This window comes from Tepidisphaeraceae bacterium, assembly GCA_035998445.1.
Classification (GTDB): domain Bacteria; phylum Planctomycetota; class Phycisphaerae; order Tepidisphaerales; family Tepidisphaeraceae; genus DASYHQ01.
In genome coordinates, this window is sequence record DASYHQ010000050.1 from 56,417 (window position 1) to 71,374 (window position 14,958).

The 14,958-nt window shown below is 64.8% G+C and carries 12 protein-coding genes; 7 read left to right on the forward strand and 5 right to left on the reverse strand.

Annotation, left to right across the window (positions count from 1 at the left end):
* Positions 1-245: 245 nt before the first annotated feature.
* Positions 246-1,298 (forward strand): MoxR family ATPase, encoded by a 1,053-nt coding sequence (locus VGN72_18560; protein HEV7301371.1) that lies wholly within the window; start codon positions 246-248, stop codon positions 1,296-1,298.
* 250 nt (positions 1,299-1,548) lie between these two features.
* The gene (locus VGN72_18565) at positions 1,549-1,983 is read left to right on the forward strand and encodes a DUF2203 domain-containing protein (protein ID HEV7301372.1); all 435 of its coding nucleotides are present in this window, start codon (positions 1,549-1,551) and stop codon (positions 1,981-1,983) included.
* 755 nt (positions 1,984-2,738) lie between these two features.
* On the opposite strand, the gene xseA is transcribed toward VGN72_18565, so the two are convergent.
* A complete protein-coding gene (xseA, locus tag VGN72_18570) occupies positions 2,739-4,202 on the reverse strand; it encodes an exodeoxyribonuclease VII large subunit (protein HEV7301373.1) in 1,464 nt (487 codons plus the stop codon).
* 18 nt (positions 4,203-4,220) lie between these two features.
* A complete protein-coding gene (locus VGN72_18575; protein ID HEV7301374.1) occupies positions 4,221-5,174 on the reverse strand; it encodes an acetylxylan esterase in 954 nt (317 codons plus the stop codon).
* Between the two features lie 141 nt (positions 5,175-5,315).
* Here VGN72_18575 and VGN72_18580 point away from each other — a divergent pair, with 141 nt between their 5' ends.
* The 5 genes from VGN72_18580 to trxA all read left to right on the forward strand — a co-directional run bounded on the left by VGN72_18580 (position 5,316) and on the right by trxA (position 8,935).
* Positions 5,316-6,596, forward strand: a complete 1,281-nt coding sequence (locus VGN72_18580) for an MFS transporter (protein ID HEV7301375.1) — start codon at positions 5,316-5,318, stop codon at positions 6,594-6,596.
* Positions 6,593-7,045: a hypothetical protein gene (locus tag VGN72_18585; protein ID HEV7301376.1), complete on the forward strand. Its 453-nt coding sequence runs from the start codon at positions 6,593-6,595 to the stop codon at positions 7,043-7,045. Before VGN72_18580 ends, VGN72_18585 begins: the two co-directional genes overlap by 4 nt.
* Before the next feature lie 22 nt (positions 7,046-7,067).
* On the forward strand, positions 7,068-7,574 hold the full coding sequence (locus VGN72_18590; GenBank protein HEV7301377.1) for a MogA/MoaB family molybdenum cofactor biosynthesis protein: 507 nt from the start codon (positions 7,068-7,070) through the stop codon (positions 7,572-7,574).
* Positions 7,575-7,588: 14 nt separating this feature from the next.
* Positions 7,589-8,320 (forward strand): pyridoxine 5'-phosphate synthase, encoded by a 732-nt coding sequence (locus VGN72_18595; GenBank protein HEV7301378.1) that lies wholly within the window; start codon positions 7,589-7,591, stop codon positions 8,318-8,320.
* Between the two features lie 288 nt (positions 8,321-8,608).
* Positions 8,609-8,935 carry a thioredoxin gene (gene trxA / locus VGN72_18600; protein HEV7301379.1) on the forward strand — a complete coding sequence of 109 codons (327 nt, stop codon included), beginning with the start codon at positions 8,609-8,611 and terminating at the stop codon, positions 8,933-8,935.
* Positions 8,936-9,347: 412 nt separating this feature from the next.
* Here trxA and VGN72_18605 read toward each other — a convergent pair whose 3' ends face one another.
* The 3 genes from VGN72_18605 to VGN72_18615 form a co-directional block, all read right to left on the reverse strand.
* Positions 9,348-10,214, reverse strand: a complete 867-nt coding sequence (locus tag VGN72_18605; protein ID HEV7301380.1) for a hypothetical protein — start codon at positions 10,212-10,214, stop codon at positions 9,348-9,350.
* A gap of 44 nt (positions 10,215-10,258) precedes the next feature.
* The gene (locus tag VGN72_18610; GenBank protein HEV7301381.1) at positions 10,259-11,467 is read right to left on the reverse strand and encodes an acetylornithine/succinylornithine family transaminase; all 1,209 of its coding nucleotides are present in this window, start codon (positions 11,465-11,467) and stop codon (positions 10,259-10,261) included.
* Between the two features lie 395 nt (positions 11,468-11,862).
* Positions 11,863-14,904, reverse strand: coding sequence for an Rne/Rng family ribonuclease (locus tag VGN72_18615; GenBank protein HEV7301382.1), 3,042 nt, complete (start codon positions 14,902-14,904; stop codon positions 11,863-11,865).
* Positions 14,905-14,958 lie beyond the last annotated feature (54 nt).

A 14,958-nucleotide genomic window follows, 5' to 3' on the forward strand; every position in this document is an offset into this window, starting at 1 on the left:
ATCGTTGCTTGGCTCATCTATCGCTTACTCCGGTTGCTGTCCGATGTACCGGCAACACCGGTTTGCGGATTTGAGGTGGTGCCGCAGCATGATGACGAGAAGCCACGATAGATCGTCCCTCACGCTGCGGCCGACGACGTAATACGTGGGTTGTTGCCTTGCGATTCAACCCTGAGCTAGCCGGCGCGGTATAACCGTTGGGCTGACGTTTTCGTCCGCCACCATCTGCTAACCGGGAGCCGCGCTTGTCCACCGCCGCCAATCCATCCGCCGTCTCGCCCTTGGGGAACCAGAACGAGTTCATCGGCAAGTTCACCGCCGTGAAGTCGCAGTTGTTAAAGGAACTGCACAAGGCGATCGTCGGGCAGGACGCCGTCATTGAGCTGTTGCTGGCGAGCTTGTTTGCGCGGGGGCATTGCCTATTGGTGGGCGTGCCAGGGTTGGCCAAGACGCTGATGATCTCGACGCTGGCGAAGGTGTTGCACCTGGAGTTCAACCGCATCCAGTTCACGCCTGACCTTATGCCCGCGGATATCACGGGCACGGACATTCTGGAGGAAGACCAGACGACCGGGAAGCGGGCGTTCCGGTTCATGAAGGGGCCGATCTTCAGCAACATCGTGCTGGCCGACGAGATCAACCGCACGCCGCCCAAAACCCAGGCGGCGTTGCTTCAGGCGATGCAGGAGCAGCACGTGACGGCCGGTGGGCGCACGTACTCGCTCGATCTGCCCTTCATGGTGCTGGCGACGCAAAATCCTGTGGAACAGGAAGGCACATATCCCTTGCCCGAGGCGCAGCTCGACCGGTTCATGTTCATGGTGAACATCGGTTACCCGAGCCGCAGCGAGGAAAAGCAGATCGTGCGCGCGACGACGATGGACGTCGAAAGCAAGCCTGAGGCGGTGCTGAGCGGGGCGGACATCCTCCACATCCAGCGGGTGCTGCGCAAGCTGCCGGTCAGCGATCACGTGGTTGACTACGCCGTGGCGCTAACGCGTGCCACGCGACCGAAGGAACCCCACACGCCATCGTTCATCAACGATTGGCTGACGTGGGGCGCGGGCCCACGCGCGGCGCAGTATCTTGTGCTGGGCGCCAAGGCTGTGGCGTTGATGGACGGCCGGTTGAACGTGGGCTGCGACGACGTTCGACGGGTGGCCAAGCCGGTGCTGCGACACCGAATCTTCACGAACTTCAACGCCGATGCGGAAGGCGTGAGCCCCGACAAAGTGATCGAGCGGCTGATCGATGTCGTGCCAGAAAGCACCGCCAGCGACCACGCCCGAGGCGATTAACGCTCAATCGCTGTGAAGCGCGGCGAGATGGGATGAGGCGGGACCCATAAAATCGCCAGTTGCGCTCGCTATTGGTACAACCGGTTCAGGCCGGCGGTGCGGCACCTCTTTTGCTTTTCAGAAGTTCGTGTTCGCGTTGACAGACCGCAGGTCGGTGTCATAATTCGATCAGCGTAACCAACGCACTCCGCGGCTAACGATTCTTACATCGGTGGCCGATCCGCAGGCCGCCTTGAGAAAGGCAATTGCCATGGCCGGTTCGCAGTTCGCAACACCTCCTCGCGTCGCCCCATCGCGTCCGACCCGTCGTTTCACGCTAGACGAAGCGAACAAGACGTTGCCGCTGGTCCAGCGCATCGTCGGTGACATCGTCCGCGTGAACGCCGAGGCCACCGCGTTGAAGGATCATCTCGATTCGCTGCGCGACAACGCCGAGATCACCCGTGCCAATAAGGAGCTCGACAGCCGCGTGGCGCGCCTGGCCGAACTGGTCAGCGAGCTGAGCGACGTCGGTGCCGAGCTGAAGGACTACCGCACGGGCCTGATCGACTTCATGGGCCGCCACGAGGGCCATGATGTTTACCTCTGCTGGAAGCTGGGCGAGGAGAAGATCGCCTTCTGGCACGAGCTAGCCGCCGGCTTCGCCGGGCGACGGCCGGTGAGCCAGTTGAAGGAAACCGAATAAACGCGGGTAAGCGTGGAAGATCAAAGCGGTGCATCGACTGGCGATTCTGCCGGTTGATGCACCGCTTCTTCTTATGCCCCGCCCGCGACCGACGCCTTCTGTAGGACAGGCATTCCTGCCTGTCTCTCCCCCCGCTCTCCCCCCGTATTCATTCTTCGGTCTTCTATTGCACAGGAATTCTTGCCTGTGTCTCTTCTGCCATTGCCTTCTGCAGGGACGGACATTCTTGCCCGGACCTGCACTGCAAAAAAATGGCCGGTTGTCGAGCCGTCATCCTGAGGTACTCCGAAGGATCTCCCCCCGTATTGCGTTGCGAAGAGATCCTTCGGTGTACCTCAGGATGACGATTGCTCCGTCAAATGCATAAGTCCGTTCTTGCCTGTCTCTCTGTCGCTTGTCGAAACAGGGAGCCACGAAGGCACAGAGGCACGAAGGAGGACACGAAGGAAACGAGAGGTGTTGCGCCAGATCTGCTTGGACTGCGCAGCGCGTCCGTAGAAATGGATAGTGTGTTCTTTGACAACTGAAGACCAGCCTCACCGTGCCTCGCCAGCCCCGCCGCCTGCATCAGATGGTGCACAATGGTGCAAAATGGTGCACGGATTCGCCTTTTCATTTACCCAAACCGCCGTCGACCTGAACGTGGGTTCGATACGGGTTGCGCGCGAGGATGGCGAGAAGCAGCGCAGAGGAAACTGCCTTCGCGACAGGGTCGCGAAGGCTGTACTGCTAATCGGATGGAATGCGAGCCAAGGCTACTCGAACAACCGACCCTGCTTGCCATCCTCGACGATCGACTTCACGTCGCCATCGCTGAACTTCGTGGTGATTCGGTCGCCGGCGTTCAGCTGCGAGGTGGATCGCACGATGCTGCCGTCACGGCTGAGCGTGGTGATGGAGTAGCCGCGTTTCAACACCGACTCTGGCGACAGCGCGACCAGTTGTCCCTCCAGACCGGCCAGGATCGCACGGCGTTTGCGCATGACCACGACGGCCTCACGGTTCAAGCGAGCCTCGAGGTGCGCCAGGCGTTGGCGGCGCAAGTCGATCGCGTGGGCGGGATCGCGCCGCTGCAGGCGGGTGGCGGAATCGTCGAGGTGGCGGCGGCAGCGATTCAGGCGGCGCTCGGCTGCCATCGTCAGCTGTCGCTCGGCGTCGTCGAGCCGTTGGCGCATCTGGTTGACGCGATCCGTTGGCCTGCGGAAGAACTCGTGGCGGGCGAGATTGGCCAAACGGCTGCTGGCGTCACCGATCGTCGCTGCGGTCGTGCGCGTGAGCCGCCGGGTGAGGTTGTCCAGCCCGTCGCCGGCCGCCCGCCAATGCTGCGTGAGCACCTGGGCCGCCTCGGTGGGCGTGTGGGCGTGATAGTCAGCAACAAGGTCGGCGATCGATACGTCCACCTCGTGGCCGATGCCGGTGATGACCGGAATCGTCGAACCCGCGATCGCCCGGGCGACAGCCTCTTCGTTGAAGCCCCAGAGGTCCTCGAGCGACCCACCGCCGCGCCCCACCACGATTACGTCCGCCGCTTGCGGACTCGCCCTCTCGCCATCCATCCAGCACGAATTGAGATGCCGAATCGCCTCCGCAATCTTCGCGCCGCAGCCCTCGCCCTGCACGGGCACGTGGTAGATCGACAGCCGCAGGAACCGGAACCGCCGCAGCACCTTCAGCATGTCCGCGACGGCCGCGGTGTTCGTGCTGGTGACGAGCGCGATGTGCAGCGGATACCGTGGCAGCTCGCGCTTGCGCTCGTGGGCGAACAGCCCCTCCGCCTCCAGCTTCGCCCGCATCTGCTGGAACGCCAGCTCAAGCGCTCCCTGCCCAAGGGGCTGGATCGACGTCGCGTACAGCTGGTACCGCCCGCGCTGTGCGTAGACCGCCACCCGGCCGGTCGTCACGACTTCCATGCCATCGTTCGGGACGAACTTTAAGCGGATCGCGTCCGACTTGAACATCACGCAGTCGATGCAGGCGCTGCCGTCCTTCATCGTGAAGTAGTGATGTCCACTGCCGCGATGGTGGTTGTAGTTGCTGAGCTCCCCCTTCACGGCCACGCTCGGGGGCAGGCCCCCCTTCAGCGCGCGCTCGATGTCGGCCGTCAACTGCGCGACCGTGATCGGCTCGCGACCCGACGGCGCCGCGCCGGCGCGCGGCGGGTTCTCGGGCTTGCGCAGCAGGCTTTCGCGGAAGTCGAAGAAGTTGGATTTGGCGGCCATGGTCAGCTCACGCGTGCGCTACGGTTGCAGGACGTCCATCAACGTGCGGAAGCGCAGCTCCGCGTGCTCGTAGGGCGTCTCGTGCTTGTGGTACGGGTAGATCGCCATCTCCTTCTCGCACGTCATGTGATGATACGCCGCGAACACCGTGCTCGGCGGGCAGATGTCGTCCCACAAACTGTTGGCGATTAGCGTGCGGCAGCGGATCATCGGGGCGAGGTTCATGCAATCGACGTAGCTCAGCGTGCGGATCGCCCGCTCGCGCAGCTCCGGGAACACCTTCAGGAACGTGATGATCTCCGGGTACGGCCCGTTGCTGGTGATCTCGATCGCCCGGCGGAAGTCGCACAGGAACGGGATGTCCGGCATCGCCAGCAAGAGCCGCCGTTCGGTGAGCGCCGCCGTCGCCAGCGTGATCGCGCCACCCTGGCTGCCACCGGTGATCGCCAGACGATCGGCGTCCACCTCGTCGCGCCGCGCCAGCACTTCCAAGGCGCGCAGCGCATCGGCGTAGACGTAGCGGAAGTAGTAGGACCTCGGATCGCGAATGCCCTTGGTCATCCACCCGGCAACGCGCCCTTCGACGTCGGTCGACACGTCCTGTGATTGCCCGTTCTGGCCACGGCAATCCATGCTCAATACCGCCACGCCCTGCGACGCGATCGACAGCAAGTCGATCGGCCGCGGCCCGCGCCCGGAGTAACCGTGATAGCAGACCAGCCCCGGCACCTTCGCCGTGCTGTCGGGCCGCAGGTACCAACCGGCGATGCGGCCACCACCGAAGCCGTCGAACCGGACGGCGTAGCACGTCACGCCCTTGGCCCGCAGTGGGTACGGCACCAGCTCGGCGTTGAGCGGTTGCGCCATCGCCTCGGCCACTGTGGCTTGCCAGAACGGTTCGAAATCGTCTTCGCGGTAGAGCGAGGGCTTGTAGCGATGCAGCGCTTCGAGCGGCATGTCTATGGACGGCATGAAAGGATGCTCCTTTTTGTTGGAGCCTTGAAGGATAACCGGTCGGGCGTGCCGTTCAATGAAGCGGCATTTCACATGCGCGTTCGGGTGACAGCGCTTAGGCGTGGCCGTACCATCCGCCGCTTCTCTCACGGAAGGGTGATGCCGCAGTTCAAGTCAGTCTTCACCTCGCGCCGCGTCACCGCCATGGCGGCGCTGGGGTTCGCGTCGGGGTTGCCCTACGCGCTCACCAGCAGCACGCTGCAGCAATGGTTGAAGGACGCGAACGTCGATCTGGAGACGATCGGCTTTCTCAGCCTCATCGGCCTGCCGTACGTGCTGAAGATGCTCTGGGCCCCGTTCATGGACCGCTACGTCCCCCCGTTGCTCGGCCGGCGGCGCGGGTGGCTGCTGTTGACGCAGATCGCGATCGTGCTGGCGATCGTCTGCCTGGCGTTCACGAACCCCACCGGCTCGCTGCGATGGGTGGCCGTCGTGGCGCTGGGGCTGGCGTTCCTCAGCGCCAGTCAGGACATCGTCGTCGACGCCTATCGCGCCGACGTGCTACCGACCGCCGAGCGCGGCCCCGGCGCCGCGACGTTCGTCGCGGGCTATCGCGTGGCGCTGCTGCTGACCGGCGCGATTATCCTGATCCTGGTCGACCAGAACTGGCTCACCTGGCGCGGCGTGTACCTCGCCAGCGCAGGCATGATGTCCCTGGGCATCGTTGCGACGCTAATGGCGCCGGAACCCACCAATCCCGGTGCCCCCCCACCCACGATGGCAGCCGCCATTGTTCGGCCGCTGCGCGACATGGTCTCGCGTCCCGACGGCTGGCTGGTGCTGGCGTTCGTGCTGCTGTTCCGCCTGCCCGATTCCACTGCCGGCACGATGACCGGCCCCTTCCTGCGCGACGCTGGCTTTTCCAAGACCGACATCGGTTTGTATCGCCAGTTCCTGGGCGTCGTCGTCGCCATCGGCGGCACGCTGCTGGGGGGCGGCATCATTAACCGGCTCGGCACCCGGCAGGCACTGTGGCTGTTCGGTGGACTGCAGGCGATCAGCAACCTTGGCTTCTGGGTGCTGTCGCAATCGGACGCGCGATTGGACGTGCTGATCAGCGTGCTCGTCATCGAAAACTTCTGCGGCGGATTGGTTACGGCGGGCTTCTTCCTCTTCCTGATGAACCAATGCCGGGCCGAATACTCGGCCACGCAGTACGCACTGCTTTCGAGCCTGATGGCGGTCGCGGGCATCGTGGTGGGTGCCTATACCGGTGTGCTCGTTCAGGCGATGGGATACGGGCCGTTCTTTCTGCTCACGGTTGCGCTGGGCCTGCCCGGGCTTATTCTGCTGGCGACGATGCGAGCGGAATCGGTGGACGTCGACAACGACGCGCCCGGGTTTCCCCTAACGACCTCTGCCGATACGATGGAGCCATGACGCCACGCGCCCTGATCCCGTCGATCCTCGGCCTTGCCATGCTCGTGGCCGGGGGATGCAACACCAAGACGTACAATTTTTCCGTCGCCGTGAAGAACGAGTCGTCCGAACCGGTGATGGTCGGCTTCGCGAAGGACGGCCCGCCGTTCGAGAACAACTGGGCCACACCCGAGCAGGTTGCCCGCATGATGCCGCGGCCCGACGAGCGCGGCTGGGGCATCCCCGTCGCCCCCGGCAAGGTCGCCGAGGTGGAGAACGAGAAGGCGCAGCTCGAGCGGTCGACCACCGCTTACCTGCGCGTCTACGCGACCGCCCCGTCGCTCGATTCCATGCTCGCCATCAGCAGTGGCAGCCCGAACCGCTTGGACATCCCGCTTCGCCCCGGCGAGAACAAGATCGTGGTAACGCGCGAGGGTGGGCAGTTGAAGTTTCAGCGGCTGAACCCGTGAACGGGTCAAATGGACGTCCACCATGTCATATCAGGAGCATCGCGATCAGGCCCGCGCCATCAGCGCCCGCTGTGCCGTGATCACGCTGAGCGACACGCGCACGCGCGAGACCGACAAGAGCGGCCAACGGATCCACGCGCTGCTGCATGATGTCGGGCATGCCGTCGGCCACTATGAGATCTTGAAAGACGACGCCGCGCTGCTTCGGCCTGTGGTTCTACAGTTGCTGGGTGACACCTCGATCGATGTCATCCTGACCACCGGCGGCACGGGCATCGCCAAGCGCGACGTAACCGTGGACGCGATCGACGCCCTGCTCGACCAACCTTTGCCCGGCTTCGGCGAGCTGTTTCGCATGCTAAGCTGGCAACAGATCGGCAGCGGCGCGATGATGAGCCGCGCGATCGGTGGCATCGCGAAGGGCAAGGTGGTCTTCGCCATGCCGGGTTCCACCGCAGCGGTGGAACTGGCAATGACGAAGCTGATCCTGCCCGAGCTGCCCCACCTGTTATCGGAACTGCGCCGCTGAAGGGACGACTAGCGATGGCCAAGTTAAGCGTGAACGTGAACAAGGTCGCGACGCTGCGCAACACGCGCCCGCTGGACATTCCCAGCGTGCTCCGGCTGTCGACGATCGCGCTCGACGCAGGCGCGCACGGCATCACCGTCCACCCCCGCCCCGACCAGCGCCACATCCGCCCGCACGACGTGCACGACCTGGCGCAACTGTTGAAGTCGCATCCCGCGGCTGAGTTCAACATCGAGGGCAACCCATTCCATGAGTTCATGCACTTCGCCCGCGACGTCCGCCCGACGCAATGCACGCTGGTGCCCGACACGCTGTCGCAGAGCACGAGCGACCATGGCTTCGACACAATCGTCGAAGCGGATCGACTGCGGCCGGTGATTGCGGAGCTGAAGGACTACGGCTGCCGGGTCAGCCTGTTCGTTGACCCTGACGTGCGCGCCATTGAAGGCGCCGCCGCGTTGGGTGCCGACCGGGTCGAACTCTACACCGAACCCTACGCCGCCGCCTTCGCGTGCGGTGACCGAGACGCCACCACCCCCTACGCCACGGCGGCCAAGCGCGCGGTGGAGTTGGGGCTGGGCGTGAACGCCGGTCACGATTTGAACCTGGACAACCTACCGCCGTTCATCGCAGCCGTGCCACAGACGCTGGAAGTGTCGATCGGCCATGCCTTGATCGGTGACGCACTGGAATTTGGCATGCCCGAGACGGTCCGGCGGTACCTTCTTGCCGCAACCGCGCGTTGAATACCCAAAGAGACCATCCTCCAGAACGTGTCATCCCGAGGGGAGCGGTAGCGACCCGAGGGATCTCGATCGACGGCTACGCTCATGCCACTGGGAGGTCCCTCAGGTCGCTACCGCTCCCTTCGGGATGACAGGTTGTCCCTTTCGCGGCCTATCTTGCAGGCGGGGCGTGCTAGTCGGTGTGCCGCCCCACCGGGCCCGTCCATCGCGTTGACACGTTCCACCCCCGCTCCTACGATCGGTCAGCCGATCGATAGGGTCGGTCGCAAGCATTCGAGGAGAACAATCATGGCCAGCGAAAACGTCGTGGAATTTACGGACGGCAACTTTGAGACCGAGGTCCTGCAGTCCAGCCAGCCGGTGTTGGTCGACTTCTGGGCCGAATGGTGCCAGCCCTGCCGGATGCTCGCTCCGACGATCGAGAAGATCGCCAAGGATTTCGCCGGCAAGGTAAAGGTCGGCAAGGTCGACACCGACGCGAACCGCGACATCGCGATGAAGTACCGCATCAACGCGATCCCGACCGTCATCCTCTTCAAGGACGGCCAGGTCGCCCAAACCTTCGTCGGCCTTCGTAAGGAAGCCGACTTCAAGCAGGCGCTCGAAGCGGTGTAATTCGCGGCGCGACTGTTGTTGCAAAATAACGAAGAACGCCGATCGGTAACCGATCGGCGTTCTTCGTTTTGGGGAGTATGCACTTGAGCGAACGGGCGCCCGATTCGTCATCCTGAGGTACGCCAAAGGATCTCCTCTGTTCCAAAGCGAATACGGGGGAGATCCTTCGGCGTACCTCAGGATGACAAGGTTTGACCAGTGCGAAGTCCGTTGTTCTCTGCGGGAGTCTCCGGCTCCTCTCCCGGTACTCCGGGGGAGGCTAGGTGGGGGTGATTTTCGCTACAAGGGACGAAGGATTAAGACCTGAGTCGAGATCGACGTCTTCTTCAGACTTCAGACTTTCCGCGAATTCGAAATCACCCTCACCCTGGCCCTCTCCCGGCGTACCGAGAGAGGGGACCGGAGAATTTCGTTACTGTCCGGCCTCGCGCAGCGTAACGACACGAGGCACCAGCAGGACCACCCGTTCCTGCCGCTCGGCGGTGCCGTTGGCGGTCAAGAAGACGTTGCCCAGGCTTGTCGGCCAGCGGCCCTCGCGGCTGGGCGCGATGATCAGGAATTGATCGCGCGGGATCTCGGTCGCCAGGCTCAGGTCGTAAAGGTGCTCGGGGTTCACATACTGCACCTCGTTGCCGACGTTCTCAGCGTTGTACTCAATGCGTACCCGCTGCGATCGCACCACCGGCACCACCGCCACGCGCAGCGCGCCAGGCGTGCGCGGCGATTGCTGGAACGTGATGCTCAGCAAATCCTCCGACCGGTCGTACGACCGGCCCTGCAACCGGTTGGCGGCGTCCAGGTAGAAGATCGTCTGCGAATCGATGTCGCGGCGAATCATGACCTCGACCGGCTTGCTCTCGCCTCCGGCGTATTCGCCGCGCTGCGAGATGGCCGGGTACTGCGCAATCAGGTCGCGGAAGAACGCCCACTCGCTCGTGGGTGCCAGGCCGACGCGCACGCCGTTCTTGAACAGCACGTCGTACGTCTCCGGCGGCAGCGCCGTCTCCTCGACCTGCTTCCAGAACGACTCGCTTTGACTCACCGTGCCGTACGGCAGCGTGAGGATCAGCATGTCCAACCGTGTGCGCACCAGCAGGTCGGTTCGAGCATCCACCGGTGGATCGAGTGGCGTCGCCGACCCGGCGGATACCGGTAGCGTTTCCCGCGGCGCGGTCGACGGCGCCAGCGGTTGCTGCGGCGCGTCGCCCGAGTCTCGCCGACCGAAACAACCGGTGAGCAGGGCCAAAGGCAGCAGGCAATGAATGGGGCGAATGCGCATGACAGTTGCAAGAAGGCCGAGCGTCACGTTCAAAACCGTTGGCGTCACAGCGCCGCGATCGTGGCGATCGTGCGGTCCAGCCCTTCGTCCAGCGTGGCCCGATCGATGTTGATCGGCGGGGCCAGGCGGATGACGTTCTTCGAGGTCAGGTTCAGGTTCACGCCGTTCTCGAGCGCGCGCTCGTTCAGCTTCTCGGGCGGCGCTTTAAGCTCGATGCCGATGAACAACCCGCGCCCGCGCACGCCTGCGACTTTGCCGGCGATGCGCTTGTCGCTCTTCAGGCGGGCGATGGCGTGCTCACCAAGCGTGGCGGCGTTGTCGACCAGCTTCTCCCGCTCGATGACGTCGAAGATCGTCTTGGAGACGGCCATGCAGATCGGATTGCCACCCAGGGTGCTGCCGTGCTTGCCGGGCACCAGGTGGGCGGCGATCTCGGGCTTAGCGAACATCACACCGACGGGCAGTCCACCCCCGACGGCCTTGCCAAGCGTCATGATGTCTGGCTCGACGACGACGCCGCTTGCATCGCGGAAGTGCTGGTAACCGAACCAGCGCCCCGTGCGGCCGCACCCGGTCCATACCTCGTCAAAGATCAGCGTGACGTTGCGGGCGGTGCAGAGCCGGCGCACCTCGACGGCGTACTCGTTGGGCACCATGTGCACGCCGCCCTCGCCTTGGATCGGCTCCATCATCACCGCGGCCGTCTCGGAATCGATGGCGGCGGCGAGACCTTCCAGGTCGCCGAAGTCGACGTGCGAGAAGCCCGGCACCGCCGGCTCGAAGCCTTGCTTGACGGCGGGGTTGCCGGTGGCGGCGATCATGGCCATCGACCGGCCGTGGAACGACTTGTGCATCGACACGGTTTTCCACCGGTGCGGCGATTGCGCCCGCCCCGCCAGCCTGGCCAGCTTCACCGCAGCCTCGTTGGCCTCCAGACCACTGTGGCAGAAGAACGCCTTGCCGGTGAAGGCGGTGGCGTTCAGGCGCTGCGCGAAGGCAATCTGCGGTTCGGTGTAGAACGTGTTGCCGACGTGCCAAAGCTGCTTGGCCTGTTCCGTCGCCGCCGCGATGAGCGCCGGGTGACTGTGACCGATGATGCCCGCGCCGAAGCCAGCGAACAGGTCGATGTACTTCTTGCCGTCGGTATCCCAGACGTAGCTGCCCTCGCCGCGCGCCATCACGACGGGCATGCGGGCGTAGTTGCCGATGAGGACGTCGGTGCCTTGCTTCAGGATCGTGGCGGTGTCGGACATAGGTGCGGCGCTCCTTTGAGGGCGAGCGAGAATAACCGATCGCGCGAGATCGGCGAAGGGGGAATAGGCGGTGGAGATACGCTCGGGCGAGCCGGTAAATGGCGAGCCCACCAACACTGTCACTAATGGGCGGCTAGCTCGCGGACAGAACTCTGCCGCCTCGCGTGCACGTGTCATCCCGAAGGGAGCCTCAGGCGACCTGAGGGATCTCAAATCATGGACGGTTCTCGGCCTTGGGAGATCCCTCCGGTCGCCAGCGCTCCCATCGGGATGACACGTCCCCTGATCATCGCACGCGTTTGTCCGCCAGGCTTTAGGCGACACGCGATCTCATTCAACTTCGCCCGGCCCCTCTCCTGGCGTACGAGGAGAGGGGCCGAAGCCGTCGGCTGACGTCAATCGTAGTCGTCCGGGATCGCGTCCAAGTCGCTGTAGCTGCTCGGGGCGCGGCGCGAGGTACGGACACGGCGCGCCGGCGCAGGGGCTTCCGCCTCGGCAGTGTCCTCGATCGCGTCGACCTCGGGGGCGACCTCCTCGTCCGCATCAACTTCCTCAGCGACGAGGTGCTTATCGGTTGATCCGGTCTTCACCACCGGCAGTGGCGCCGGCGGTGGCGACGGACGCCGAACCCGGTTCGAACGACTCGTCGACGAACGCTGATCACGGGCGGGAACCTTCGCGACGGGCTCGGGTGCGGGCGGAGCTTCCGCCTCTTCCGTGTCCGCCACGTCCACGGCTTCCACCTCTTCGTCGCCTTCCGCGTCGTCCAACTCGGCGTCGACGTACTGATCGTCGTCGTCGGCGGACGCGATCGCCTCGCCGCTATCGTTGGGACTTGGCGGCAGCAGACCGACAGCGGTGTTCTCACGCGCCATCTGGTTCTCGCGACGCCGGCGATGCCGGCGACCCCCACGGCGCCGACGGCGCTTTTGAGGCTGTTCGCCGGTCTCACCCTCGGCGCCAGCAGCGGCCGGGGCAAGGTTGCCGTTCACCTCTTCGCCCTCTTCCTCGTCGTCGCTCGCCACCACGGGCTTGGCGACCTGCTGCGGCTTCGGTGGGATGCGCGTGGGCGGCTGCTGGTTGCGACGGTTGTCGCCACCACCACCGCCGGCGCGATTGCCCCCCTCACGGCCACCACGGTCACGACCCCCGCGCCCGCGCCGCCGACCGTTGCCGCGGTCGATCGGGCGCGACTCGTTCGTCAGCGGTTGCGGTGGGTCGTTCTCGTCCTCGTGGGTGTCGTCGAAGTTGCTCGCCGCCGGCGCGGCTTCCTGTGCGCCTTCGTCCTCGTCCTCGTCGCCGAAGTCGACCGTCTCCATTTCGGTGACGTTCTCGAAGCTGCCATCCGCACGGCGGCCCTGGTTGTAGCTGGCGTTCGGCGAATCGGCACGGTCTTCCGACTGCTGCTCACGCGGCGCATCACCATTGCTGCGACCACGACGCCCACGGCGGCGCCGACGACGCCGGCGACCACCCTCGGACGACTGCTGGGCGTCGTCGCCCTGCTGACCCGAACCTTCTGCGGCCGACTCTTCACCTTCGGCCGACTCGTCGTCCTGATCGTCCTGGTCATCCTGCACGTCCTGCGGCGCGACTTCGCGTTCAGCGTTGTTCCGCGAGCGGCCACCGCGATCGTCCCGACGGCCCTGCGCGGCGCGCTGCGGCGGTGACGACGGCTCCTCTTCGCTGTCGCTTTCCTGCGCTTCCTCGGCGGTCTCGCGGGCGAAGCGTTCGTCCTCGTCCTCCTCATCCTCCATCGCGCGGGCCGCGGGCCGGCTTTGCTGCTGCTGATTCCGACCACCACCGTCGCGGCGATCGTTGCGACCACCACCCCGACCACCGCGGCCACCACCACCGCCGCGTGTGCCCAGCTGGGTCACGTGGCCCATCTGCGGCAGCGTCATGCCCAGTTCTTCCAAGATGACCGCGCCGTCGCGCGCATCGAACAGCGACAGCTTCAGCTCATCCAGGCCAAGCGACGCGTCGGAGCGAATCAGGACCTTCTTCTGCGTCTCGTCCTCCAGCTCCGCCAGCTGGCGGCGCTTCTTGTTCAACAGCGAGAAGGCTACGTCGGGGCAGCAGGCCAGCTCGACGCGTACCACGCGCTGGTCGTGAGCCGCGATCGCCAGCTTGCGCATGACGTCGAGCGCCATGCTCTCGGGCGTCTTCACGAGGCCGGCGCCCTTGCAGTGCGGGCAGTCGAAGTAGACCGACCGCTTCAGGCTCGGCCGCATGCGCTGGCGCGTCATCTCGATGATGCCGAACTGGCTCATGCGCAGGACCTTGGTCTTGGCCCGGTCGCGCTTGAAGTTGTCGTCGAGGCGCTTCTCCAGCTCGCGGCGGTGCCGGTCGTAGCGCAAATCAATGAAGTCGCAGATGATCACGCCGCCCAAGTCGCGCAGCTTCAGCTGGCGGCAGATCTCGTCGGCGGCCTCCATGTCGACGCGGAAGGCGGTCGTCTCGGCGTCGCCGCTCTCGCGGTTCTTGCCGCTGTTGACGTCGATCGCGACGATCGCCTCGGTGCTGTCGATGACCAGCGACCCACCGCTGGGCAGCGGCACGTGGCGGCTGTACATCATCTCGATGTCGCGCTCGATGCCGTACTGGTGGAACAGCGGCACCCCGTCCTCGTACACGTCGACCTTGTTCTTCGTGCGCGGCGCGGTGATCTTGATCACGTCCTTCACGCGCCTGGCGACGTCCTTGTTGTCGACGACGATGCGCTCGACGTCGCTGGTGAACACGTCGCGCACCGTGCGCGTGACGAGGTCGCCCTCGGTGTACAGCTCGACCGGGCCGGGCTCCTTCTGCTTCTTCTCGATCGTCTCCCACAGGCGCGTGAGGTACTTCAGGTCGCGCTCGATCTCGGTCTTGGCCTTGCCGATGCCGGCGGTGCGGATGATGAACGCGACGTCCTTCGGGGGCTTCAGGCCGTCGAGGATGGTGCGCAGGCGACGGCGCTCGGCGTCGTCCTCGATCTTCTTGCTGACACCCATCTTGCCCATGCCGGGCATCATCACGAGGATGCGCCCGGGGATGGAGATGTAGCTGGTGAGCGTCGGCCCCTTGGTGCCGATGCCCTCCTTGATGATCTGCACGATGATCTCGTCGCCCCGACGCAGGCAGCGCTGGATGGGCGGGCGGTCGCGGCGGGCCATTTTTCGGCCGACGGTTTCCTGGTAGTCGGAACCGTCTCGACCGAAGTAGGTGGGCATCAGGTCGCTGATGTGCAGGAAGCCGTTGCGGCCCATGCCGAAATCGACGAACGCGGCCTGGATGCTCGGCTCGACGTTGGTGACGCGACCCTTGTAGATGTTGCCGACGTGGCTGGTGGCGCTGTTGCGCTCCATGTACAGCTCTTCGAGCCGTCCATCCTCAACCAACGCGATCCGGCACTCTTCCCCTTCGCTGACGTTAATCAGCATTTCCTTCGACATGTTTTTCGTCCGTGGTCAGTGGTCCGTGGTCAGCTGTGGGGTCATCGCGCCCGG

Excerpts from the sequence above, each read along its gene's own strand:
- VGN72_18565 (HEV7301372.1), top strand. The coding sequence starts at position 1,549 with ATGGCCGGTTCGCAGTTCGCAACACCTCCTCGCGTCGCCCCATCGCGT.
- xseA (HEV7301373.1), bottom strand. The coding sequence starts at position 4,202 with ATGGCCGCCAAATCCAACTTCTTCGACTTCCGCGAAAGCCTGCTGCGC.
- VGN72_18575 (HEV7301374.1), bottom strand. The coding sequence starts at position 5,174 with ATGCCGTCCATAGACATGCCGCTCGAAGCGCTGCATCGCTACAAGCCC.
- VGN72_18580 (HEV7301375.1), top strand. The coding sequence starts at position 5,316 with ATGCCGCAGTTCAAGTCAGTCTTCACCTCGCGCCGCGTCACCGCCATG.
- VGN72_18585 (HEV7301376.1), top strand. The coding sequence starts at position 6,593 with ATGACGCCACGCGCCCTGATCCCGTCGATCCTCGGCCTTGCCATGCTC.
- VGN72_18590 (HEV7301377.1), top strand. The coding sequence starts at position 7,068 with ATGTCATATCAGGAGCATCGCGATCAGGCCCGCGCCATCAGCGCCCGC.
- VGN72_18595 (HEV7301378.1), top strand. The coding sequence starts at position 7,589 with ATGGCCAAGTTAAGCGTGAACGTGAACAAGGTCGCGACGCTGCGCAAC.
- trxA (HEV7301379.1), top strand. The coding sequence starts at position 8,609 with ATGGCCAGCGAAAACGTCGTGGAATTTACGGACGGCAACTTTGAGACC.
- VGN72_18605 (HEV7301380.1), bottom strand. The coding sequence starts at position 10,214 with ATGCGCATTCGCCCCATTCATTGCCTGCTGCCTTTGGCCCTGCTCACC.
- VGN72_18610 (HEV7301381.1), bottom strand. The coding sequence starts at position 11,467 with ATGTCCGACACCGCCACGATCCTGAAGCAAGGCACCGACGTCCTCATC.
- VGN72_18615 (HEV7301382.1), bottom strand. The coding sequence starts at position 14,904 with ATGTCGAAGGAAATGCTGATTAACGTCAGCGAAGGGGAAGAGTGCCGG.